Origin of the sequence: Serratia rubidaea (assembly GCF_016026735.1) — a bacterium.
GTDB lineage: Bacteria > Pseudomonadota > Gammaproteobacteria > Enterobacterales > Enterobacteriaceae > Serratia_B > Serratia_B rubidaea.
Genome location: NZ_CP065640.1, coordinates 4,784,274 through 4,807,950, shown reverse-complemented (window position 1 = coordinate 4,807,950; position 23,677 = coordinate 4,784,274). Strand labels below are relative to the sequence as shown.

Genomic DNA, 23,677 nt, shown 5'->3' with positions numbered 1-23,677 from the left:
GGGCTGACCGGGGCGCGTCGGTCAGGCGCGTGCGACGCCGCGCAGCTGTTGTTGGCTGCTCAGCAACGCCCAGCCGCTCAGCAGCGCCACCATCATCAGGTAGTAGCTTGGCGCCAGGCTGGTGCCGGTGAGGCTGATAAGCAGGGTGCAAATCAGCGGCGCAAAGCCGCCGAACACCGTCACTGCCACGTTATAGCCGATCGCCATGCCGCTGGCGCGGGTCTCCATCGGGAACAGATCCGCCATCAGCGACGGCACGGTAGAGAAGTACACCGATTTCAACAGTGCCATCCAGCCAACCAGCAGCATCAGCGTCAGCGGCGTGGTGTGATTAACCACCAGCCGGAACGCCGGGTAGATGCTGACCACCAGCAACAGCAGCGAACCCCACATCAGCGGCAGCCGGCCGACTTTTTCCGCCCATAGCCCCACCAGCGGCGTCACCACCGTCAGGATCACGCCGGCCAGCAGCGTTGCGCTGAAGGCGACCGAGCCGGGCAGATGCAGGTTCTTGGTGGCGTAGGTCGGCACATAGTTGAGCATATAGTTGATGGCGGTGGAGATCACCATCAGCCCGATGGCCAGCAGCAGCAGATGCTTCTGGCTGCCCATCAGTGTTTTCAGCGGCGCTTTGGCTTTTACATGCTGCTTGAAGCTGGCCGGCTCATGGACGTGACGGCGAATATACAGCCCCACCGGGCCAATCAGCAGGCCGAAGGCGAAGGGGATACGCCAGCCCCATTCCTGTATCTGCGCTTCGCTCAGCCAGTAGCTCATTCCCAGGCCGAACGCCGAAGCCAGCAGGGTGCTGGCGCCTTGGGTGGCGAACTGCCAGCTGGCGATAAACGCCTTGCGTTCGGGGAAGTGTTCCACCAGAAACGCGGTCGAGCTGCCGAATTCGCCGCCGGCGGAAAAGCCCTGGATCAGACGGGTGAGCAGGATCATCAGCGGAGCCGTCAGCCCGATGGTGGCGTAGGACGGCATAAAGGTGATGATAACGCCGCCGAGCATCATCAGGCTGATGGACGCCAGCAGGGCTTTTTTACGTCCGACGCGGTCGGCGTAGGCGCCCAGCACCACGGCGCCCAGCGGGCGGATCAGAAAGGAGACGCCGAAGCTGCCGAACGTCAGCAGCAGCGAGACGGCGGGGTCCTCGGTGGGGAAGAAGGCGTGGGCGATATAGCTGGCGAAAAAACCATACACGGCGATATCGAACCATTCCAACGCATTGCCGATGCAGGTGGCGAACAGCGTTTTGTACAGATGCGGTTTATTGCCGGCGGCCGGCGTCTGGGCAGAGATGCTCATCGCGTCGCCTCCCGCCGGCGCTGCGCCAGCACGTTGACGCCGTTGTCGCCGAGATCCCAGAACAGGCGCGTCATGATCTGCAGGCCCTCCCGGGCGACGGACTGCAGCAGATGTTCGTTGACGCCGTGCTGGCCGCAGGCCGGGTAGGAGTGCGGCACCCACAGCGTGGGCAGCCCGAGAATATCGGCGAACACGTCGTTCGGCAGCGAGCCGCCCAGGTTAGGCAGCAGCGCCGGTTTTTTACCGCTGGTGCGCTGCATAATATCGAGCGCCCAGTGCACCAGCGGATCCTGAGGATTGAGGCGGGTCGCGGGGGTACCGTGCAGCCACTCGACCTCGACATGGTCAAAGCCGTGCGCCTGCAGGTGGGCCTGCAGGTGTTCAACCAGCCGCTGCCAGTCGGTGCCGACCACAAAGCGCAGCTGGCAGACCGCCGTGGCGCTGGCGGGGATGGCATTCATCGGCCGCTGCGGATTGCCGGTCTGGTAGGCCAGCACTTCCAGCGTATTCCAGCCGTAGAGACGCTCGCTGGGGGTTAACCCGGCTTCGCCCCAGTGTTCGTCAATCTGCGGATCGTCGGGTTGGCCGCCGACGGTCAGCTCGCGCAAAATAGCGCGCATCGCCTCATCCAGCGCCGGCGGCTGTAAGGCGGCGACCTGCAGCTGGCCGTGCTGATTGACCAGCGCGGCGAGGGCGTTGGCGAGCTGGGTGCCGGGGTTGGTGAGCAGGCCGCCCCAGTTGCCGGAGTGGTAGGCGTTGTCCCGCGCGTGAATGCTCAGGCGGAAATTGACGCTGCCGCGCGAACCAAGAAACAGCGTCGGCTGAGTGGCGTTCAGCCGCGGGCCGTCGGAGGCGATAAACAGATCGGCCTGCAGCAGTTCGCGCTGGCGGCGACAGATCTCCGCCAGTCCGGGGGAGCCGATCTCTTCCCCCATTTCAAAGATCAGTTTGCAGTTAAAGCCCAGCTTGCCGCCGCGCGCCTGAAACACCTGTTCCAGCGCGGCGAGATTGATGCTGTGTTGTCCCTTGTTATCGGCGCTGCCGCGTCCGTACCAGCGGTCGCCTTCCTCATGCAGCTGCCAGGGAGAGAGGTCGCTGCGCCAGTTGTCATCGTCGCCGAAGACAACGTCGCCGTGGCCGTAGGTCAGCAGGGTCGGCAGCGCGGGATCTTCGATGCGTACGGCGATCAGAAACGGCCGGTTGGCCGCTTCTGGATTGTCGTACAGATGGAGCTCAAAGCCGAGCGCGCGCAGCGGCGGCATGATTTCCTGCTGCAGATACTGCATCAGCAGCGCATCGCGATCCGGCCGCTGGCTCTCCGTCTGCAGAACAATACGGCGCGCCAGCACCTGCCGAAAAGCCCCGCTGTCAAAATAGGCGTTTGCCTGTTGTACCGCGTCTTCACCCGTCATGATGGTATCCCGTTGTGTTTGTTGTTGATGTTGTGCTGCTTTTAGTTGTTGTCTGGGTATCTAAGCTAAAATCGAGGTTTGCCACAATTGTCTATTTAACAAACAAGCTTTGCTGTTATAACAAAGCTTATTTGCCCCGTTGCGAAGCATGCGCCGCCAGGAGGCCCCGTAATGATCAGTAGTGAAATGCGCTTTTTTCTGGCGGTGGCCAGCTGCGGTTCGCTGAGCGCCGCCAGTGAGCAGCTGTTTGTGGCGGTTTCGGCCATCAGCCGCAAGATCCAGCGGCTGGAGGCGCAGGTGGGAGCGCCGCTGTTTGAGCGCCATGCACGCGGGATGGTGCTTACCGAAGCCGGGCAGATTTTTGAAAATCATCTGCGCAAGAGCCTGCTCAATATTGAGCAGGCGGTGGCGGAAATTAAGGGGCTGAAAGCGGTGCGGCGCACGGCGCTGCGCGTGGCGTGCTCCAACGGCCTGGCCTTTTCGCTGCTGCCGCAGCTGATGGCCCGCTTCCGCGCGCAGAATCCGGCGGTGACCTTTGTGCTGACGGTGGCGGACAGTAAAAGCCTGGCGCGGCTGGTGCGCAACGGCGAATGCGATCTGGCGCTGCAGTTCAGCCTGCACCCCGAACAGGGGGTGGATGTGGTCGCCTCATGGGCGGCGCCAGTGCTGCTGCTGATGCACGGCGATCATCCGCTGGCGAATCAGCAGGTGGCGCTGGCCGACCTGTGCCACTATCCGGTGTGCTTGCCGGAGCCGGGCACCACGGTGCGACAGCTGTTTGATATCTGCTGCCAGATGAGCGGCACCTTTATTGAGCCGGTGCTGACCTGCGATAACTTCGCTGCGTTGTTCAACTTCCTGCAGGTTTCACCGCGTTCGGTGGCGATCTGCAGCCAGTTCACCGTATTGCCGCTGTTGCAGCAGCCCATCACCATCAAATCGTTTGGCGTTGACCAGCTCAGCCAGCGTACGCTGCAGTTACAGCTGCCGCCGGGACGACAGCGTAGCGCCGCGCTGCAGCTGTTTGTCGACTTTGTCAGCGAGACGCTGAGCCGGGAAGACCGCGCGGTACGCCGGCGCTATGCGCTCTAAGGCGACGCGTCACGGCGGGAAGCGGAAGCGGGTGAAAAACCGCCGTTGGCGCGGTTATGGCGGCAAGCGCGGCTTTTTTCAACAACCGGTGTGCTAGCCCGTTGATTACGCTTGCCTGCCGGCGTCGCGCTGTATTATATTGCGCAGCACGGAGACGGAAGGTTTCCGCCAGAATTCGCCGGCTTAGCTCAGTAGGTAGAGCAACTGACTTGTAATCAGTAGGTCACCAGTTCGACTCCGGTAGCCGGCACCAATTAAAAAAGCCACCTCATTGAGGTGGCTTTTTTGCGTTATCGCCTCGTTGAACGTCCGCCGGCATGGCCGGCGGGTGGCGTCGTCTTACGGCAGCGCCACGGCTTTGTTTTTCTGGCCGCGTTCAATAATGGTTTTACCCAGCTTGATGCCCGGCTTTTCGACAAAGCGATACAGCAACAGGCTGATGCCGTAGGTAACGGGCAGAATAATCGCGGCGGCGGCGGCAAACCTTACCGGGCCGGCCAGGTCGGCAAACGCGCTGCCTGTGAGCAGATGCGCGATAACCGGCAGCACAATCAGCAAGTGCAGCAGATAGACCGAATATGAGACGTCGCCCAGAAATACGCTGAACTTGTTGGTGAGCACCCAGCGCGGGAGGCGCAACAGTTTGGCAATGGCGCTGTGCTCGGCACGGCTCCACAGGATGGTCGCCATCATCACAATCATACCGAGCTGCGCGGCATAGCGGAGCTTGTTCATACTGTCGTGCTGATACAGGCTGGCGACCGTGGCCAGCAGGGCCAACAGAATATAGCCGACGCTTTTATCACGTACGCCCTTGGCGATCAGCATACCGGCAATAAACAGGTTCAGCTTGATCAATATCATCGATGGCATCGGGAATGCGGCGAAGTAATCAGGCCACAGCGTTCTGGCGCCGACGCAGAGTAATACCACCGCGATACAGGCCGCTGCAAAGCCGAAGCGCATCACGCCCAGCATAATAAACGGGAACAGGAAGTAGAACTGCATTTCCAGCCCGATGCTCCAGTCCGGCAACACGGTATTAAATGAATAGTAGGGCAGGAAGCCAAACAGGAAGCTGACGTGGGTAAAGAGGTTCATCAGCGAACCGTCGCTGTAGCGGCTGGTATTGGTCTGGGTGCCCGGATAGAACTGGGCGATAGCGTCGCGCGCTTCGCCGAAATAGCTGCCAAAGCCAATGGCGAACACCAGCAGCACATAATAGAGCGGGGCGATACGGAAGAAGCGGCGCAGCCAGAATTTTTTGAAGGTGCTGGCGGCGGTCCAGGGCTCTTTCTCTTTACGCTCCATGTAGTTTTTCGCCATCAGATAGCCTGACAGCAGGATAAACAGGTCAACGCCCATGGCGGGGTCAGACAGGATGGGGAAGTGAAAATCGACCAGGATGCAAATATGTCCCAGAACGACCCACAGGGAAGCCAACCCCCGTAGCCCTTCCAGTTCTTGTGACCACTTCTTAGCAGGCTGCATTGGCGGTAACCCTCAATTGATACGCATTGTCACGGCAAAACGAATAATCGAAAGACTATAGCATCTCGCTCAAATGTTACTTATTGGTAGTAATCTGATTATTAATAGGTAACTAACAACGCGGTGGTGAATGCCGCGTTGTTATTTCATCAGTAAGTTTGCGGGCCAACGGAAGGTGCGCATTGCGCGTCGCTGCAGTGGGATACGGGCGGTCCGCCGTTATCTTCCGGCGGTGGCCCTTCTCCGGAAGAGCAGGCCGCCAGCATCAGCAGCGCTAATAGTAGCGGGATTGAACGTAGCATCAGACCTCCTTGCATACGGCTTTAGGGTTCACTTTAAAAGGTATAGCAGAGAAACCCCGGGCAGGCGGAGGAGAAGGGGAAATCTGAGCGCTAACCGCAGAAAGCCGTGCGTGGCGGGAAAATAATGCCGGAAGCGTCGGCGTGGGGCGAAGTATCAGCCCGCATGCCGCAGGGCGGCGAGCATAAAGCTTACTCTTTCCTCTAACGGTGCGCGCGGCAGTTCCAGCAGACGGTAACCGTATTGTTGGTAGGTTGCACGCATGACCTGGTATGTCATCTCCGCCTCGGCGAACGACTGCCTGCGCTCTGTGTCCTGGGCATAAATTTCACGCCACGGCGGGGCAATAAATACGCGCTCGGCATAGCGAAAGTGCGCTATGGCCTGCTCCAGATGAGCAGGAACGGGGAGTTGGCACAGCGTCAGATAGCCCGCCACGTCGGGAATACCGCGATCAAAAAAGTACGCCGTCTCGGCGCTGCCGGCGTGCTGCCACGCGCGTATCTCCCGGCTGAGCATCCGCTCGGCAAATGCCTGACGGTCTTCCCAGGGCAAGGCATTACCGCCGGTGGCGACCTGCTGCTGAATAATGGCCCGGCCCGCCTCCGTGCTGCATGCATAGCCGCGTCGGGCCAGGGCGTCAATCAGCGTGCTTTTGCCTGAACCCGGGCCGCCGGTCAGAATAATTCGTTGATTAATCATCTGTATTTCCTTGGGGAATGGGGGATCGATTCTCTAACTTCCGATGCACCATAATTTATAAAGAACGTATAATGATTAGCATATTCAAATAGATAGGAGGTTTTATGGCAGGATTAAGATTGCCTTGAACAAGAGATTGCCATTACTATAACGGTGAATTTATAAACAAGGATGTGGAAGGATGGATACGGTTGAAGAGTTGGATGGTAAGTATTTTTTCAACGGAATGAGCCTCGACAAAGATGAACTTCTCCTGTGGCTGATTCTCGATGAGTTTCAGAAACAGTTCAGCGGGATGGTTGACTTATTGGCTATCGCCTCCATGTTGGTCAGTCTGCCCGTGATTCCCGTGAAGGGGAAGATCGGTAAGGCCTCTGGTAAAGGTACATCAGGAAGCAGCCCATTATCTATCGCCTCACGTACGCTAATTCAACAAAGGTTTAAGAAAGCCAAAAAAACTATTACATGGGCCAAATTAAGACGTGGCGAGTGGGCTTACACCACAAGTATTGGTGCCTATGTTGGCCGCTGGCTTCCTGGATTGGTGCAGTTCTGACAACCTATGATTTAGCTATAGTAACCCGTAATGTCACCCGCCGTTATGAGCTTATCATTGGGAAAGGGGGGGTAGGGAATGAATGAAGTTAATGAAGTCCACGAGTTACTCAGAAAACACTTCTGGGAAATGACGAATGATGCGTCGCTGAGTACAGGTAAAAAGAGCGTACTCCCTGAAGATGCTTATGGTTTTCTGGAAGAGTACGCGGATCAACTGCATGTTGATATGAGCAGTTTTGAGTTTCGCAAATACTTTCCAAACTCGGGGCTTTGGTTCTTACCCAATGCTATCCTCCCCAAACATATGCAAACAGATCGCCATAAGCCGGCGGCGTTAACTGTCGATATGCTGATTGAATCTGCCAAGGCTGGCCGGTGGCTCTATGATTAGCCACTCTCTGAAAGCCTCATTACCGGGTTGTAATTAAAGTTAGTGCCATCCCATGGCGTAATCCCTTCATTTCATTCGATAACTGTTCTATTTCTTAGGTGCGCTTAGCTTGTTACTTGGCGTATCCTCTCTCCTTTCTCTCATTGAGACCCGGAATAGCTCTGTAGGGCTTATCGCTGTGATTTTTATCGCTTTTGGGATTTTGGGTGCATCTCTTTGATTGCCTTGAAAAAGAGATTGCCATTACTATAACGGTGAATTTATAAACAAGGATGTAGAAAGATGGATACGGTTGAAGAGTTAGCTGGAACGTACTTCTATGCGGGAAGGTATAATCTCAGTGCTAGTGAGTTGTTTTTTATGATCTTCTGTGAAGAGACGGCAACTCAGTTAGGTATTGAGGATATTGCCGCCGTAGCTTTTATCCATGCGGGGAGAAATATTTCACCAACACGGGGGAATTTTGGAGGGCTATACCTGATACCTCTTTTGCATCCCGACAGGCAAGAAAAGTATTTGGCAATAGAATGTTTCCTCTCGGATTGAAAATGCCATCGGTAATCGGAGGTTATCCTCCCTCAACGCTAAGACTGCGTATGGTAAGGAAAATGGGGACATTTGTCGGTCGTGCCGTCCCTGTTCTTGGCTGGGTCATCCTTGCAAAAGACATAACAGAGATTTCATTCAAATCTACGGTTAAGTACAACAGCATCGCACGAGGTGACGACAAGTTATGGTAGATAAAATTGAAGCGCGCATTTTTGAACTGGTGGAACCCTATAATGGGCGCTCTTGGCTAACGTTTAACAAGCCGGTTCTTACTGGCGATAGCGCGTTGAATCACACCATGAGAATGGATGAGCAGGAAGCGATGGAGCTTTTGGATGAAATTTTCACAGAATTTCACCTTGAACATGACGCCTTGGACTTCAGTACCTATTTTCCTGCTACTAAGGCGCAATCAAAACCCCTCACTATCAATATGCTGATTGAATCTGCCAAGGCTGGCCGGTGGCTCTATGATTAGCCACTCTCTGAAAGCCGCATTGCCGGGTTGTAATTAAAGTTAGTGCCATCCCATGGTGTAATCGATCAAACCTCTCTATGCCCTGGTATGTCGCGTAGCCATTTAGCGAATAGGGCGAAGCTGAAGCAGAGCGACAGGTGAGAGAGGGAACGTAGCTTGCGACGTTTCCCGTTAACCGACATGAGTGGGTTCGAAGAGCAGGGAGACTTGGAAAAGTGTGTGAATTTGACTGTTGCACATGTGCAGTGTTGTACATAAGGTAAAGGGGCTAACCTTTCGATTAACCCCTTGATCTATCTGGAATGTTTGGTCGGCATGAGAGGATTCGAACCTCCGACCCCCGACACCCCATGACGGTGCGCTACCAGGCTGCGCTACATGCCGACGCGATGCCAACAGTCTACCTTTTCCCGATGGCAATGCAAGATATCTGAATCCCGATTGCTATAGTTTTAAGCAACTTAGTTAGCGATAAAGCGTTTTACATCGGTCAGAACCTGCAGCAGCAGGGCCAGCTGCGGTTTTTCATCTTTTATCTCGCGGTCGTTCTTGTCGTATGAACGATAGCTGCCGTTATTTTCCAGCACGATGGTCTGTTCCGGCGTAGTGATCACCAGCTGCTTGCTGTCGCCGGTCGCCACCCAGTTATGGCGGCGCTGAGCGGTGAACAGGTCTTCGCCCTGAGAATAGTCATTGGCGGCGGTTTTTACGTGCAGCAGGCGCTGCATCAGGGTGCGCATCACGTCGTTGTGGCTGGTCATCTTATTGATGGTCTGCGCCGGCGTACCCGGCCAGTGGACCACCAACGGCACCTGCAGCTGCAGCGGGCCGAAGCTGGTGCCGGCGCCCCAACGCTCCTTGCCGCTGTCGTTGAATTCCACGCCGTGCTCGGCGGTGATCACCACCACGGTTTTCTCCAGCATGCCGCGTGCTTTCAGCGTCTCCAGAACCTGGGCGATTTGCGTATCGACGTCCTGCGCGCCGCGGCGGTAGCGTTGTATAAAGTCGTCAGGCGTCGCGTCCTGCGCATCGCCGCCGCGGAAGTTGAGGTATGAGAACCACGGCATACTACCGCCCTGGGCGTTCAGCCAATGCTGCCACTGTTGCGTGGTGGCGGCGTCGCTTTGCGCCTGCGGGGCCGGCAGCGAAAAGTCGGTCAGCAGCGCCTGGCGATACAGCGGCGCCTGGAAGCCGTCGGAGGAGAACAGGCCGAACTGATAGCCCTGCGCGCCGAGCGCGTTAATCAGCGCCGAAGGTTTGCGCGAGGCCAGAATACCGTCCAGATAGGTTGGCGAGATGCCGTAGAACAGCCCCATCAGCCCGGTGTCGGCGTGGTTGCCCGAACTGTAATGATCGGTGAAGCGTACGTTTTCCTGCGCAAAGCGGGTGAGGGCGGGCATATCCTGCGCCACATCCTGGTTGCGAATGCCGTTCACCACAATCATCAGCAGGTTGTAGCCGCTGCCGTTATCGCGGTAGCTCAGATCGTTGAGTGGATACTCGACGGCCGCCGCTTCCGGGTTACCCTGCTGCACCAGGCGCCGCTCATACTCCTGCGGGTCGAGCAGGCCGTGTTTTTCCAGGAACTTGCGCGCGGTCATCGGGTACGACAGCGGCAGGTTGGCGCGCTGCATGGTGATCGGGCGATAGAAATTGGCGTCCGCCCAGATATAAATCAGGTGTGAGGCAAAGAAGGAGACGATAAACAGCGCCGCCAGCGGCTTGCCGAAGCTGCGTCGGTTCAGGCTGCGCAGCTTCTGCCAGCTCCAGGTGCCGAACAGCATCTCGATCAGGAAAATGACCGGCACGCAGATAAACATCAGCTGCCAGTCGCGCGCCAGCTCGCTCTGATCCGGGTTGACCACCAGCTCCCACACCACCGGGTTGAGGTGCAGGTGGAAGCGGGTGAATACCTCGCTGTCCACCAGCAGCAGCGTCAGCCCGGCGGTCGCCAGCGCGGCGGAGATAAAGCGTAGCAGCCGCTGCGACATCACCACGAAGGTGAGCGGGAAAACGATCAGCAAATAGATGGCGAACACGATAAAGCTGAAGTGTCCCAGTACGCTGACTATGGCATAGACGCGCCCGAGCAGCGACGCCGGCCAGTCGGTGACAAACAGGTAGCGGCTGCCCAACCCCAGGCTGAGCAGAATATTGAACAAGGCGAACCAGTGCCCCCAGCTGATCATCTGGGAGACTTTTTCACGATAACGCTGACGGTTTGTCACCATAAATTAAGTATTAATGCGCTTTATCTTCATGAATTGAAGCCTGCAGGGCTTCAGCAAACGATTTTGCCAGCGTTTGCCGCTGTGCGGGAGAGACGCTGGTGTTAATCAAATTGGTTACCATGTTCCCCAACACCATCAGGGACAGATCGGTGGGAGTATGGTGTTTTTCCAGAACGTTGACCAGCTCGGAGAGCAGTTGTTCAACGTGTTCGTCACTATAACGCGATGATTGTGGCATAAAAATTGAGCTCAAAACCTGACAAAGTCACATATCTTACCGTATAGAGCCGTGATTTTCCGCTCTTTTATCAATTCAGTTTATCTTTCTGCCTGACGCGGCGGCAATGCGTTGCCGGACGCCATCTTTCGAGTTGCAGCTCCGGGCCTTCAGTGTTTGAATACGCGCTCAAAGAACAGGAGGATTTATCATGAGTCTGGATATTGACCAGATCGCTCTGCACCAGTTGGTAAAGCGCGACGAACAAACGCTGGATGTGGTGCTGCGCGATTCCCTGCTGCCGGCCAACGCGGCGGTGGAAGAGATGATGGCGGAGCTGCACCGCGTGTACAGCGCCAAGAGCAAAGCGTACGGCCTGTTCAATGAAGAGAGCGAACTGGCGCAGGCGCTGCGCACCTGCCGCAAGGGCGACGAAGATTTTCTCGCCTTCAGCCGTGCGGCGACCGGTCGGCTGCGTGATGAGCTGGCAAAATACCCGTTTGCGGAAAGCAGCGTGGTGCTGTTTGGCCAGTACCGCTATCTGGCGGTGGAGTATCTGCTGATTGCGGTGCTGAACAGCTGCAACAGCATGCGGGTGAATGAAGAGCTGGATATCAGCACCACGCACTATCTGGACATTAACCATGCCGATATCGTGGCGCGCGTCGATCTGACCGAATGGGAAACCAATCCGGAATCCACGCGCTACCTGACCTTCCTGAAAGGGCGGGTGGGCCGTAAGGTCTCCGATTTCTTTATGGATTTCCTGGCGGCGTCCGAAGGGCTGGACACCAAGGCGCAAAACCGCGGCCTGCTGCAGGCGGTGGACGACTACTGCGCTGAAGGGCAGCTGGATAAAAACGAACGTCAGAACGTGCGTCAGCAGGTTTACAGTTACTGTAACGAGCAGCTGCAGGCGGGCGAAGAGATTGAGCTGCAGGCGCTGTCGGCGGAAATCGCGCCGGTGGGGGAAAAAGATTTCCTGCAGTTCTCCAGCGAGCAGGGCTACGAGCTGGAAGAGAGCTTCCCGGCCGATCGCGGCACGCTGCGTCAGCTGACCAAGTTCGCCGGCAGCGGCGGCGGCATCAGCATCAACTTTGACGCCATGCTGATGGGCGAGCGCATCTTCTGGGATGCGGCGACCGATACGCTGACCATTCGCGGCACGCCGCCGAACCTGCGCGACCAGCTGCAGCGTCGTCTGAACGGCGGTAAATAAGCGCCGGACGACAGGCAATAAAAAACGCCGCGATTGCGGCGTTTTTTACTTCGGCGTCCCGAAATACTAAAGCTCGATAACGTTGTGCGATTAAGCGCGAACGAAGTCGATGTGAGCCAGTTTAGGCTTGAACGGGTGACGTTGCACTGCCTGAACTTTCACTTTAGTTTCTTTGCCGTCGATAACCAGCACGATAGCTTCATCGTAGAATTCTGGCTTAGCTTCCATGTTCTTTACAGAATCATGGTCCAGTTCGATAGCGATTGCAGCTTCTTCGCCACCGTAAACGATAGCTGGGAATTTGCTGGCTGCGCGCAGGCGGCGGCTCGCACCCTTACCCTGCTCTTTACGTACTTCTGCATTGATAGTGAACATTGTTCTTTCTCTTAAAAGAAAATTTACCCTGCTACAGGCGACCCAGTAACAGGTTCGATAATTCGACCCCACCCGGGCGGACCCAGGTAAAGCGGGCGGCATTTTAACGGAAAGCCGCCGCCAGGGCAACGAAAACCTGCCGCAGCGGCGGACGGGATGCGTATCAGTACAGGGCGTCGGCGCGGCGGAAGCGGCCCTGATAATCAAACACTTTTTCGCGGATCTGCCAGAACTGGCCGCGCTTGCGCGCCACCACAAAGTCGGGGTGGCGCAGCAATGCCTGTTGCTTAAGCACGTCGGCCGCCTGCTGCCAGCGGAAGGGCACGCCGGGCGCCCGCTGGTGCGGCCGCAGAAACAGCATCTCAAAGGCTTTGCGCTGCGCCGGCGTCTGCAGCCGGAAACGCTCGCTGACGCTGGCGCCGTCTTCATCGTAGTAGGTGGCCTTCAGCCATTCGCCCTTGTCGTCGCGGCCGCTGCTCAGTTCCATACCGCCGCAGCGCAGCACCAGCGCGTCTTTCAGCTTGAGCGCCGCCTTGAGCATATCGTCGGGATCCACCAGCACCGCCTGGCACTGATGGCAGCGGCGGGCGGCGATATCATTTTCCGCGCCGCAGTGCGGGCAGCTTTTAAAGCGGAAGCGGTAGTCGCACTGTTCGCGCTGACCGTCGTCATCCTCCAGCCAGCCCTGACAGCGGCGGCCATAGTGCTCGATAATCTCGCCGTCGGCGGTGCATTTACCCCAGAACAGGTTGGCGAAGCCGCAGCCGGGACAAAAGACCTGCACCGGCTGGCTGTCGCCGTGCGGCTTACGTACGCCGACCTCCGGGGTAAACAGATCGTGCGGGTTGCCGGCGTAATCGAGGATCAGGCAATCTTCCTTGCCCGGCGCCAGCCGCAGGCCGCGGCCGACGATTTGCTGATACAGGCTGACGGACTCGGTCGGGCGCAAAATGGCGATCAAATCCACGTGCGGCGCGTCAAAGCCGGTGGTCAGCACCGCCACGTTGACCAGATAGCGCAACTGCTGCTGTTTGAACGCCTCGATCAGCGCGTCGCGCTCCGCCGGCGGCGTTTCCGCGCTGACCAGCGCCGCTTCGCCCGGCGGCAGCAGGCCGTGGATTTCACGCGCGTGCTCGACGGTGGAGGCGAAAATCATCACCCCCTTGCGCGTTTCGGCATATTCCACGATCTGGCTGATAATATGCGGCGTAATGCGAGCCTGACGCTTCAGCTCGCGGTTCAGGTCCGCCTCGCTGAACAGTCCGCTGCTGCCCGCCTGCAGCCGGCTGAAGTCATACTGCACAATCGGCATATCGAGCCGCTCCGGCGGCACCAGATAGCCGTTCTTGATCATGTAACGCAGCGGCAGCTCGTAAATACAGTCGCGGAACAGGCTGCTGCCGTCGCCGCGGGTAAAGCCGTGGTAGTGGTACTGGTAAATCCAGCCCTTGCCCAGCCGGTAGGGCGTCGCGGTCAGCCCCAGCAGGCGCAGCTGCGGATTATGCTGCTGCAGATGCGAGATGATCTGTTGGTACTGGCTGTCGTCGTTGTCGCTGATGCGGTGGCATTCGTCGATAATCAGCAGTGAAAACGCGCTGTCAAACAGCGGCAGGTTGCGCGCGACGGACTGCACGCTGCCGAATACCACCTTGCCGTCGCTCTGCTTTTGCTGCAGCCCGGCGGCGAAAATATCCGCCTCCAGCCCGTAGGCGCAGTATTTGGCGTGGTTCTGCGCCACCAGCTCTTTCACGTGCGCCAGCACCAGCACCCGGCCGCGCGCCCGTTTCGCCAGTTCGGCGATCACCAGGCTTTTGCCGGCTCCGGTCGGCAGAACAATCAGCGCCGGTTCCGGGCGCCGGCGGAAGTGGCTGATGGTGGCGTCGACCGCTTCCAGCTGATAGGGGCGTAGGGTAAATGCCATGTTGTCACGTCTCTGGCCGCAAAAAATTGCGCTTATAGTACCGTTTGCCGACATGGGTTGCGACCTGCAACAAAATTGCCCTGTTACGGCAACCTTTCCATGGCTATAATCAGCGGACAGCAATCGCTGTTTCCCCACGCGATGTTACTGATTCACCCTCTTCGAACCGGCTATTGCACCTGGTGCAAGGGCGGGACGTCATATTTTTTAGCAATACGATCGAAGCGATCTGACAACGACAGGCAAAGCAGACTCAATGCGACTGGACAAGTTTTTATCTCAGCAGTTAGGTATCAGCCGTGCGCTGGTGGCGCGTGAACTCCGCGCGAAGCGCGTCATGGTTGACGGCGAAACGGTAAAAAGCGGGGCGCTGAAGCTGACCCCGGAGATGGAAGTCACGTTTGACGGCAACGTGCTGGAACAAATCAACGGGCCGCGCTACTTCATGCTGAACAAGCCGCAGGGCTATGTGTGCTCCACCGACGATCCGGACCATCCGACGGTGCTGTATTTCCTCGACGAGCCGGTCGCCTATAAGCTGCATGCCGCCGGACGCCTGGATATTGATACCACCGGGCTGGTGCTGATGACCGATGACGGCCAGTGGTCGCACCGCATCACCTCGCCGCGCCACCACTGCGAGAAAACCTATCTGGTGACGCTGGAACAGCCGCTGGCGGCGGACACCGCGCAGCGCTTCGCGGAAGGGGTGCAGCTGCACAATGAAAAAGATCTGACGCGTCCGGCGCGGCTGGAACAGCTGGAAGAGCATCTGGTGCGGCTGACCATCAGCGAGGGGCGCTATCACCAGGTCAAGCGCATGTTTGCCGCGGTGGGCAACCGGGTGGTGGAGCTGCACCGCGAGCGGATCGGCGCGATTACGCTGGACGAGGATCTGGCGCCGGGCGAATACCGTCCGCTGACGGAAGAAGAGATTGCCAGCGTGGGCGCGCCACACTTGCAGCAAGACTAATCGATAAGCGCGGCTGATTAAGGAGTCGTTGAAGGTGCAACATAACCGGACATCTCATCTCGGTTTGATTTTTATTCTGGGCCTGCTTTCCATGCTGATGCCGCTGGCCATCGATATGTATCTGCCCAGCATGCCGGTGATCGCTCAGGAGTTCGGCGTTGCATCCGGCAGCGTGCAGATGACGCTCAGCGCCTATATGCTCGGCTTTGCCGTCGGCCAGCTGTTCTATGGACCGATGTCGGACAGCATCGGGCGTAAGCCGGTGATCCTGTGGGGAACGCTGATTTTTGCCCTGGCCGGCTGCGCCTGCGCTATGGCGCAGTCGGTAGAGCAGCTGATTAACCTGCGCTTTTTGCACGGGCTGTCGGCGGCGGCGGCCAGCGTGGTGATCAATGCCCTGATGCGCGATATGTTCACCAAGGACGAATTCTCGCGCATGATGTCCTTCGTGATCCTGGTGATGACCATCGCGCCGCTGCTGGCGCCGATGATCGGCGGGGCGCTGCTGCTGTGGTTCAACTGGCACGCGATTTTCTGGACCATGGGCGCTGCGGCGCTGATCGGCTCGCTGCTGGTGGCGCTGTTTATCAAGGAAACCCTGCCGAAGGAGCGACGGCAGAAGTTCCATCTGCGCACCACGCTGGGGAATTTCGGCTCGCTGTTTCGTCACCGGCGGGTGCTGAGCTATATGCTGGCCAGCGCCTTCTCCTTTGCCGGCATGTTTTCATTCCTCAGCGCCGGCCCGTTTGTCTATATCGAGCTGAACCACGTGTCGCCGCAGCATTTCGGCTACTATTTCGCGCTGAATATCGTGTTCCTGTTCCTGACCACGTTGGTGAACAGCCGTAATGTGCGGCGCGTCGGCGCGGTGAAGATGTTCCGGCTGGGGCTGAGCGTACAGCTGACCATGGGGCTTTGGCTGCTGGTAGTCAGCGCCGCCGGTCTCGGCTTCTGGGCGCTGGTGATCGGCGTGGCGGTCTATCTGGGCTGTATCGCGATGATCTCTTCCAATGCGATGGCGGTGATTCTTGACGACTTCCCGCATATGGCGGGCACCGCCTCTTCGCTGGCCGGTACGCTGCGTTTCAGCATCGGCGCCCTGGTGGGCGCGCTGTTATCGCTGCTGCCGGGGCAGAGCGCCTGGCCGATGGTGTCGTCAATGGCGCTGTGCAGCATTATCGCCATGCTGCTTTATCTCTACGCCAGCCGGCCGCGCGCCGCTGCGGCGGCCTCCTCCCGTTGATGTTATCCGCGGGAGCCGGCATGTCGGTTCCCGCGGAGTAGCGTGTTCCTCCCGTCTTTTCGCATCATCATGATCTCCCTCGCCAATCAACGTTTAATTTGTTGCTAAATATAAGCATGCTAACCGACGCTGCCGATCGGTACGGCGCCGCATTTTGTTAAAAAAAGCCTTTCGCCTGGCGCTACGTCGGCGTGATAAATCAGCCGTAGCAGGCTGGCGGGGGGCTGGCGACTTATCAGGTTGTTGCTTTATTAATCATAATGTTAACAACGGCAGGGCGCGGCGTAGCGACGGCGGAATGTTTAATTGATGTAAAATTATGGCGAATCAAAGGTGATCGCAATGCAATAAAAAAGAGTTGAGATTGTGAGCGGAAAGGGTTACATATAACGCAAAAATGCGAGCTGAGTCGCAAAATATGCCCAGAGGCACGCCCAGCAAGGGTAAAAACAGCGACAAATCAGCAAACGCCGGGTTCTGTTAATAGTTTGTGACAAAATATGCCGATGAAAGCGGGCAATTCGCAGCAGAGTCAGTATTGAACGGCTATAACTTAGTTACCCGGTGATGTAAAAAAAATGTTTCAACTTTTCAAACTAGGGATTTCATGTGGATAGTATCCAACTTTCGGTAGTGCATCGCTTGCCGCAAAGTTACCGTTGGCTATCGGGGTTCACCGGCGTTAAGGTTGAGCCGCTGCCGTTGAACGGTATCGACGAAGATAACAACCTGATTGGCCTGAAGCTGCTCAGCCACGATGGCAATGAAGCCTGGCGCGTGATGCAACAGCTTAAACTTACCCTGCAGGAGATTCAGGTCGACTGTGCGGTGGTCGAATGGGAAGGGGAGCCTTGCCTGTTCGTACATAGCCGGGACGAGAGCGCCACCATATGCCGTTTGAAAAACGTCGGCGCGGCGATCGCCGAACCGATGAGCGCGCAATACCCTTTCTGATTTCCCACCGATCTTTCTGCGCCGTTGCCGCATCTTGGCGGCGGCAGGCTGACGCCACGCCGCCTCCGCCCGTCCTGCTGACTCCTCCCTGAATCTTCTCCGTACGCCGCAGATCAGCGCTGCGCCGGCAGTCGCGCGGCTTTATTCACGTCGAACCACCAGTCGTCCAGACCGACGGCGTTGGTCGGACGGACTGACGGGGAGGAGAATTTGTCCCAGAAGGCATAGCGAACGTGGCTGGAGTACCACATCGGCAGCATATAGCGGTTCCAGGTCAGCACCCGATCCAGCGCCCGGCCGAGCGGCAGCAGCGCCTGCGGGTTATGCTGGTTTTTGACGATCTGCGCGAGCAGGGCATCGACCGCCGGATCGCTGACGCCGGCGGCGTTATAGCCGGCGTCACGTTTGCCGGATCCCCAGTAGAATGACAAATCGGCGTTGGGGTAGGCCATCGCCGGATAGACGATGGCGGCCATCGCGTAATCGCGCTGCCGCAGGCGCTGGGCGTATCGAACGGCATCGACTTCACGCGGTTGCAGCGTGATGCCCAGCTGTTGCAGGCTGTGCTGGAACGGCTGTACGTACTGGAAGGCGCTGTTGTCCGGCAGCAGCAGCTCGAAGGTCAGCGGCTGGCCGGTGCTGGCGTTAACCAGGCGCTGGTTTCTGACCTCCCAGCCGGCCTCTTTCAGCAGCCGGGCGGCGTTGAGCAGGTTTTGCCGGTTGTTGCCGCTGCCGTCCGAGCGCGGCGGCTGATAAACGCGGGTGAATACCTCCGGCGGCACCTGGCCTTTCAGCGGCGCCAGCAGCGCCAGCTCTTCGGCGTTCGGGTAGCCCTTGGCGGCGTAAGGCGTGTTCTGGAAATAGCTGTCGGTACGCTGGTAGGCGTCGGCGTAGAGCGTTTTATTCATCGCATCGAAATCGAAGGCCAGCGTAACGGCTTCCCGCACCCGGGGATCGTTGAAGGGCGGCCGCGTGATATTAAACGCCAGCCAGCGGGCGTTTTGCGCCGTCTGGCTGCTATCGTCACGTTTGACGATATAACCGCGGCTGAAATTATCGCCCTGATACTGGCTCGCCCAGCTTTTGGCTGAGCTTTCGCTGCGGAAATCATAGGCGCCGGCCTTGAAGGCCGCCAGCGCCGCCTGTTCATTCGGGTAGTAATCGTAGCGGATAGTATCGAAATTGAAGCGGCCGCGGTTGACCGGCAGACCGGCGGCCCAGTAGTCACGCACGCGCTGATAGGTAATCGAGTGGCCGATGCGATAATCGCTGATTTTATATGGCCCGCTGCCGAGCGGCGGCGTGCTGAGCGGTTCGCTGAGCTTATGCTTCTGCCAGAAGCTTTGCGGCAGCACTTTCAGCCCCAGCAGGCTGAGCATCTGTACGCGATCCGCTCTGCGCTGTTCGATGCGCACCGTCAGGCGTGAGATGGCCTTGACGGTAACGCCCTGATAATACGCCCGGAACTGCGGTACGCCTTCCGCCATAAATTTATCGAAGCTGAACGCCACGTCGGCGGCGGTGATCGGGCTGCCGTCCTGGAAGCGGGCGAGGGCGTTGATATTCAGCTCCATCCAGCGCATATCCTGCGGATAACGCGCCGACTCGGCAATCAGCGGGTAGTAGCTGGCCGGCTCGTCATCCGAGGTGGCGAACAGCGGGTCGTACAGCTCGCCGGTGCGCTGGCCCGGCACGCCGCGGCCGGCATAGGGGTTGAAATTGTCATAGCTGCCGATGGCCGCCAGCCGGATATCGCCGCCCTTGGGGGCCGCCGGATTGACGTAATCGTAGTGGCTGAAATCGTTGGAGTATTTGGGATCGCCGAGCAGTGCGAACGCATAGCTTTCATTAAGCTGTTCGGCGTGCAACCCTAAACTCAGTGCGGCAAGCACCAGAGCGGCAAAAACGCGCATGGACAGGCTCCTGCTGTATCCATCGGATGCCCGGCATCCCCGCCCGCTCACGGCGGCTGCGACGCTGGGCGTAAACAACCTAAGGACCGGTGGTTTCACCGGTCAGGCAATTATAGACCGAATTTGCCTGGCAAAAAGCGACAAAATCATCGATTTTCAACGGTTTGCTAAAATAGTAACCCTGCATGAAACTGACGCCGCGCTGCTGCAGGAAGCCGACCTGCTCAGCGGTTTCCACCCCTTCGGCCACCGTGCGCATCTGCAGCTTGTCCGCCAGCGTCAACACCGCGTCCAGCACCGGCGCGGTGACGGTATCCCGGCCGATGGTATTGACGAACCCGCGGTCGATTTTCAGGTAGTCCATGGTGAAGCGCTGCAGATAGATCAGCGCGCTGTGGCCGGTGCCGAAATCATCAATAGCAATCTCGATCCCTTGCCGGTGCAGCCAGTCAAACTCCTGCTGCGCGCAGTCTTCCTCCACGATATCGCGTTCGGTGATTTCAAACACCAGCGTAAAGTCGTGCTGCGGCAGCTGCGTTAACAGCTCCAGCACGTCCTGATGGAAGCCGGGGTCACGCAGGTGGGACGGCGCGATATTCACCCCCAGCTTGGCGCCCGGCGGCAGTGCTTCGGTCAGCTTGACGGCATCGCCGGCGATCAGTTTGAACAGGTGGCGGGTCAGCGGCACGATCAGGTTTTCGCTCTCCGCATAGGGGATAAACAGGTCCGGCGGGATGCGCCCCTCGGTCGGGTGCTGCCAGCGCAGCAACACTTCCAGACCGGAAATGGCGTTGCTGGCGGTATGGAACACCGGCTGATATTCGACAAAGAACTCATTGCGCTTCATGCCGCGCAGCAGCGCGCGTTCGGGGCTTTGGCGCAGCAGCATGGCGTAATAGCACAGCACGCCGATCAGCAGAGACAGCACCAGAGCGGCCAGCAGCGTCAGGCGGATGTCATTGCTGGTCAGTTTCTGATTATAGAACAGCAGCGCCAGCGGATAGCCGGGAATGGACAGCCGGTCGGACTGATAGGCCGGCAGACGGTCCAGCGGGACCAGATCGGCAGAGAAGGTGGTGAGGGCCTGGGTGCCCATAATCACGGCCACGCCGGAGTTTTTCGCGCCGGGCGTACTGAGCAGATAGGGCAGCAGATGAATATCCAGCGTGGCCAGGACGCCGTCGGCGCTGTCGCCGGGCTTGCGCAACCAGACCATCACGGCCGGCCGGTCGGGGATCATCGGCGTGCCCGCCTGCAGTTTCATATCCAGCGGCTGGTGCCCGTTAATTTCCGGAGCAATGGCTTTCAGTTCGCTCTGCATATCACCGGTGGCGGACGAACAGTAGGCGACGCCGTTTTTAATCAGCAAAAACGTGCGTACGTCCGGCGTGAACGCAGCGCGGTAGCCAATCTCCGGCAGGGCCGCCTGGCAGCCTTCCCGCGTCAGCGGCAGTATATTGCGCATTACGCCGGTCAGCGTGTTTAAATAATTCACGGCGAAGCGCTGGGTGCGCTGCGCAAGATCCTGGTGGAATTGCGCGCGTTGATGATAGATCAAAAACAACGTTGCCGAGCTGAACAGGATAAAAAAGACCAGGGCCACAATACAACTTTTAACCAGGCTGCGCCGACGATGTGATATATGGCGGGTAAATGCCTTTTTTAACCCCATGAGCCAGCCCCCTGAGCACGGCGTAATAGTTTGTTCTGCTTTTACTATATCTTATTCGCGCAGATTTGAGCATCAAGGAAGCGGGACGACGTGCGGTTTATTTATTTGCACTGTAAATAACGCATCACCACATCCACCGTCATCTGCCGGTAGTAGGCCAATTTCTCTTCCGCCGTGCGGCTGCCTTCAAATAAGGTATCGAAGGTATATTGGTTGGCGGCGTGGTGGAAACACAGCGCGCTGATAATACGGTGCACATCGCGCGCATTCATGTCGGGGGAGAATAATTCCTGCTGTTTACCCCGCTGTAAAATATCTTCCAGCGTTTGCAGCGCGCTGGCGTTGAGTAATTTCAGCTTTTCCGACTGGCGGGCATACTGGCCGCGCTGCATGTTCTCCAGGCTGACCAGGCGGATAAACGCCGGGTGGGCGACGTGATAGTCGAAGTTGGCCTCAATCAGACGCTGCATGGCGGCCTGCGGCGGCAGCGTCGCCAGGTTGAGCGCCATTTCGTCCTGGCGGATATGCGCGTAGGCGTATTCCAGCACGGCGATATACAGCGACTCTTTATTCTTGAAGTGGTAAACCACCATGCGTTTGGTGGTGTCCGCCTGTTCGGCAATGCGCTCCAGGCGCGCGCCCTTCAGGCCCGCTTCGGAGAACTCCGCCAGCGCGCTGGCGAAAATACGCTGTTTCAGCCCTTCGGGGTCGTTTTTGCGGGGATGTTTTGCGGATGTTTCGCGAGCTGTACTCAAAATAGGCTCCGTAAAGTAGGCCGTCGCGGCGGGCTGGTGCTGACGTCGCGAACGGGAAGTCAGCCGCCACTGTAAAATCCGGCGGGCAAAAGTGCAAATCTCACCGCGGCGGCCGAAATAAAAACGCCGCCCGGAGGGGCGGCGTTGCGGCGTTCGTTTGGTATTCAGGACTTCTTTCAGGTCAGCTGTTGTTGGTCAACACCCGTCGCGCTTCGTGATAGCGCTTGTTCCAGTACACATTGGTCAGCTTGGAAATCATCACGCCATTGCTGGTGGACGCATGAACAAACTGATCGTTCCCCAGATAGATGCCGACGTGACGGCCGGTGGAACCGGAGCGGAACAGCACCAGATCGCCCGGGCGCAGTTTGCTGCGCTGCACTTTTTTGCCCATATCTTCCTGCTGATAGGTCGAGCGGGGCAGATCCATACCGAACTGTTCGCGGAAGGTGCGTTGCACAAAGGCGGAACAGTCGATGCCGCGTTTGCTTTCACCGCCCAGACGGTAGCGGACGCCTTTCCAGTCGGCGTACTGGTCCAGAATTTTTGACTTGATGTCAACATTACGCACCATGGCCTCGAATTCATCCTGAGAGGCTTGCAGTAAAAGACCGCCTTTGTCATTAACTGCATGCATCTCAGTTTGTGCGTTGTTCGAATTGGCCGTGTGAGTCGAACTACAGGCGGAAAGCAGGACTGCTGCCGCCATTGCGGGTACCAACCGCAACATGTATCTCAGAAAAGGTTGAGATTTGACCATTGTTCTCGAATTCCCTTGAAGTCCTTAACGACGAATGTCGTCACCTGAAAAATGCCAAACTGAACGAGGCCGGATTGCATCCTGCGTTATCCCCCATCGTCAAACGGCAAAAAAATGTGCTCTAACGCACACTTTTCCCGGTTTTAATAGCGAAAAGAGATAAAACAGGCACAAACGTTAAAGAGATTACCGGAAGATATGGGGGATTGCGAGCCTTTTTCTCTGACTTTTTTATCAGAATTAGCGATGTAACATAATGTAAAACTTCAGATAAAAAAAACGAAACCTGTTCGGACGATCCGGGCGAGCAACGGCGGGGCAAAATTGGGTGGGCGGCGGGAAAAATGAGCGCAGGATTTGGCGGTGGTTTTCCCCCGCCGCGGAGGCGCTGCGGGGGAAGATAACCTCGGTTTATGGCCGGCCCGGGCGGTGTTTACCGGGCAACAGGCGATTTAACCCGTCAATCAGGGCATCGCTGGCCGGGGTCATCAGCCACCAGCTGGCGCCGACCAGCACCACGGACAATGAACCGACCGCGATATCGGTGAACCAGTGGGCGCCGATCATCACCCGCGGCAGTGAAAACACCACGACGATCGCCAGCGCGATAAGAAAGGCGCGGACGTTAAAGTAACGCAGCATAAAGCAGGCGAAAATAATCAGCATCATGCCGTGGTCGCCGGGGAAGCTGTCGCTGGAGGCGTCTTTGGTCGGAATGCCGGTCAGCTCGCTGACGCGGTTGATATTATCAAAGGTCAGCGTCGGGCTGGGGTGTTTCACCGGCAGCAGGTGCCCCAGCTGGTTCAGCACCACCGCGGTCAGCAGCATCACCACGCCGGTCACCAGCAGGCGACGGCGGCCATAGGCATCCTGTTTCAGATAAAAATAGAGGTACAGCAGCCCCATGGCGATCAGCGAAATGGCGTCAAAGGCGCGGTTATTGGTAATCGCCACCAGGTGTAAAAAGGCGGGATCGCTGGCCAGATGCTGATTAAAGAAGAAGAAAATGGCCGAATCCACTTTAAACCACAGCCCGTGGTTGGCGGGTAAATACCAGGACAAGAATAAGGCGATGCCCAGGATATTAAGGAGCAGAATACGGGGAAGATTACGGCGCGTCATGAAATAACCTGTGTCGATAGTCAAAAAACGATGATAACGGT

General features: G+C 57.7%; 21 protein-coding genes, 2 tRNA genes and 2 pseudogenes. 10 read left to right on the top strand and 15 right to left on the bottom strand.

Annotation, left to right across the window (positions count from 1 at the left end):
- Positions 1-21: 21 nt before the first annotated feature.
- Both I6G83_RS22640 and I6G83_RS22635 read right to left on the bottom strand, forming a co-directional pair.
- Positions 22-1,308: an MFS transporter gene (locus tag I6G83_RS22640; RefSeq protein WP_054307169.1), complete on the bottom strand. Its 1,287-nt coding sequence runs from the start codon at positions 1,306-1,308 to the stop codon at positions 22-24.
- Positions 1,305-2,720, bottom strand: coding sequence for a M20 family metallopeptidase (locus I6G83_RS22635; protein WP_054307170.1), 1,416 nt, complete (start codon positions 2,718-2,720; stop codon positions 1,305-1,307). The genes I6G83_RS22640 and I6G83_RS22635 overlap by 4 nt, the downstream gene beginning before the upstream one ends.
- Before the next feature lie 171 nt (positions 2,721-2,891).
- Between I6G83_RS22635 and I6G83_RS22630 the strand changes: the two genes are divergently transcribed.
- Both I6G83_RS22630 and I6G83_RS22625 read left to right on the top strand, forming a co-directional pair.
- Positions 2,892-3,812 (top strand): LysR family transcriptional regulator, encoded by a 921-nt coding sequence (locus tag I6G83_RS22630; protein WP_054307171.1) that lies wholly within the window; start codon positions 2,892-2,894, stop codon positions 3,810-3,812.
- Between the two features lie 177 nt (positions 3,813-3,989).
- Positions 3,990-4,065, top strand: a tRNA-Thr gene (locus I6G83_RS22625).
- Between the two features lie 86 nt (positions 4,066-4,151).
- Here the strand turns inward: I6G83_RS22625 and I6G83_RS22620 are convergent.
- From I6G83_RS22620 to I6G83_RS22610, 3 genes are all read right to left on the bottom strand, one after another.
- Positions 4,152-5,303 (bottom strand): acyltransferase family protein, encoded by a 1,152-nt coding sequence (locus I6G83_RS22620; protein ID WP_054307928.1) that lies wholly within the window; start codon positions 5,301-5,303, stop codon positions 4,152-4,154.
- Positions 5,304-5,452: 149 nt separating this feature from the next.
- A complete protein-coding gene (locus I6G83_RS22615) occupies positions 5,453-5,605 on the bottom strand; it encodes a hypothetical protein (protein ID WP_156484018.1) in 153 nt (50 codons plus the stop codon).
- Between the two features lie 154 nt (positions 5,606-5,759).
- Entirely contained in the window at positions 5,760-6,305 is a 546-nt protein-coding gene (locus I6G83_RS22610; protein WP_054307929.1) for an AAA family ATPase, read from the bottom strand.
- 181 nt (positions 6,306-6,486) lie between these two features.
- Here I6G83_RS22610 and I6G83_RS22605 point away from each other — a divergent pair.
- From I6G83_RS22605 to I6G83_RS22590, 4 genes and pseudogenes are all read left to right on the top strand, one after another.
- Positions 6,487-6,947 (top strand): annotated as a pseudogene (locus I6G83_RS22605) (STM2901 family protein).
- Positions 6,940-7,254 (top strand): DUF1493 family protein, encoded by a 315-nt coding sequence (locus tag I6G83_RS22600; RefSeq protein WP_061325474.1) that lies wholly within the window; start codon positions 6,940-6,942, stop codon positions 7,252-7,254. Before I6G83_RS22605 ends, I6G83_RS22600 begins: the two are co-directional and overlap by 8 nt.
- A gap of 282 nt (positions 7,255-7,536) precedes the next feature.
- Positions 7,537-7,994, top strand: a pseudogene (locus I6G83_RS22595) (STM2901 family protein).
- Positions 7,988-8,281: a DUF1493 family protein gene (locus I6G83_RS22590; protein ID WP_015673081.1), complete on the top strand. Its 294-nt coding sequence runs from the start codon at positions 7,988-7,990 to the stop codon at positions 8,279-8,281. Before I6G83_RS22595 ends, I6G83_RS22590 begins: the two are co-directional and overlap by 7 nt.
- 307 nt (positions 8,282-8,588) lie before the next feature.
- Here I6G83_RS22590 and I6G83_RS22585 read toward each other — a convergent pair.
- The 3 genes from I6G83_RS22585 to I6G83_RS22575 all read right to left on the bottom strand — a co-directional run bounded on the left by I6G83_RS22585 (position 8,589) and on the right by I6G83_RS22575 (position 10,750).
- A tRNA-Pro gene (locus I6G83_RS22585) sits at positions 8,589-8,665 on the bottom strand.
- Between the two features lie 77 nt (positions 8,666-8,742).
- Positions 8,743-10,512, bottom strand: coding sequence for an LPS biosynthesis-modulating metalloenzyme YejM (gene yejM, locus I6G83_RS22580; RefSeq protein ID WP_054304736.1), 1,770 nt, complete (start codon positions 10,510-10,512; stop codon positions 8,743-8,745).
- Positions 10,513-10,522: 10 nt separating this feature from the next.
- Positions 10,523-10,750 carry a YejL family protein gene (locus I6G83_RS22575; RefSeq protein WP_015673076.1) on the bottom strand — a complete coding sequence of 76 codons (228 nt, stop codon included), beginning with the start codon at positions 10,748-10,750 and terminating at the stop codon, positions 10,523-10,525.
- 190 nt (positions 10,751-10,940) lie between these two features.
- Between I6G83_RS22575 and yejK the strand changes: the two genes are divergently transcribed.
- Positions 10,941-11,948 carry a nucleoid-associated protein YejK gene (gene yejK / locus I6G83_RS22570; protein ID WP_015673075.1) on the top strand — a complete coding sequence of 336 codons (1,008 nt, stop codon included), beginning with the start codon at positions 10,941-10,943 and terminating at the stop codon, positions 11,946-11,948.
- Positions 11,949-12,038: 90 nt separating this feature from the next.
- Here yejK and rplY read toward each other — a convergent pair whose 3' ends face one another.
- Positions 12,039-12,323 carry a 50S ribosomal protein L25 gene (gene rplY / locus I6G83_RS22565; protein WP_015673074.1) on the bottom strand — a complete coding sequence of 95 codons (285 nt, stop codon included), beginning with the start codon at positions 12,321-12,323 and terminating at the stop codon, positions 12,039-12,041.
- 163 nt (positions 12,324-12,486) lie between these two features.
- On the bottom strand, positions 12,487-14,244 hold the full coding sequence (locus I6G83_RS22560) for a DEAD/DEAH box helicase (RefSeq protein WP_054304735.1): 1,758 nt from the start codon (positions 14,242-14,244) through the stop codon (positions 12,487-12,489).
- A 256-nt stretch (positions 14,245-14,500) separates the two neighbouring features.
- On the opposite strand from I6G83_RS22560, the gene rsuA reads away from it, so the two are divergent.
- From rsuA to I6G83_RS22545, 3 genes are all read left to right on the top strand, one after another.
- A complete protein-coding gene (rsuA, locus tag I6G83_RS22555) occupies positions 14,501-15,217 on the top strand; it encodes a 16S rRNA pseudouridine(516) synthase RsuA (RefSeq protein ID WP_054304734.1) in 717 nt (238 codons plus the stop codon).
- 34 nt (positions 15,218-15,251) lie between these two features.
- Positions 15,252-16,460 (top strand): Bcr/CflA family multidrug efflux MFS transporter, encoded by a 1,209-nt coding sequence (locus I6G83_RS22550; RefSeq protein ID WP_054304738.1) that lies wholly within the window; start codon positions 15,252-15,254, stop codon positions 16,458-16,460.
- A gap of 609 nt (positions 16,461-17,069) precedes the next feature.
- Complete coding sequence (locus I6G83_RS22545; protein WP_054304733.1) at positions 17,070-17,414, top strand: YejG family protein; 345 nt, start codon at positions 17,070-17,072, stop codon at positions 17,412-17,414.
- Positions 17,415-17,527: 113 nt separating this feature from the next.
- On the opposite strand, the gene I6G83_RS22540 is transcribed toward I6G83_RS22545, so the two are convergent.
- The 5 genes from I6G83_RS22540 to I6G83_RS22520 form a co-directional block, all read right to left on the bottom strand.
- Positions 17,528-19,333, bottom strand: coding sequence for an extracellular solute-binding protein (locus I6G83_RS22540; protein ID WP_054304737.1), 1,806 nt, complete (start codon positions 19,331-19,333; stop codon positions 17,528-17,530).
- A gap of 73 nt (positions 19,334-19,406) precedes the next feature.
- Complete coding sequence (locus tag I6G83_RS22535; protein ID WP_054304732.1) at positions 19,407-20,999, bottom strand: cyclic di-GMP phosphodiesterase; 1,593 nt, start codon at positions 20,997-20,999, stop codon at positions 19,407-19,409.
- A gap of 101 nt (positions 21,000-21,100) precedes the next feature.
- Positions 21,101-21,754, bottom strand: a complete 654-nt coding sequence (locus I6G83_RS22530; RefSeq protein WP_054304731.1) for a TetR family transcriptional regulator — start codon at positions 21,752-21,754, stop codon at positions 21,101-21,103.
- 181 nt (positions 21,755-21,935) lie between these two features.
- Entirely contained in the window at positions 21,936-22,514 is a 579-nt protein-coding gene (mepS, locus tag I6G83_RS22525; RefSeq protein ID WP_054304730.1) for a bifunctional murein DD-endopeptidase/murein LD-carboxypeptidase, read from the bottom strand.
- A 411-nt stretch (positions 22,515-22,925) separates the two neighbouring features.
- Entirely contained in the window at positions 22,926-23,636 is a 711-nt protein-coding gene (locus I6G83_RS22520) for a phosphatase PAP2 family protein (protein WP_054304729.1), read from the bottom strand.
- Positions 23,637-23,677: the final 41 nt, after the last annotated feature.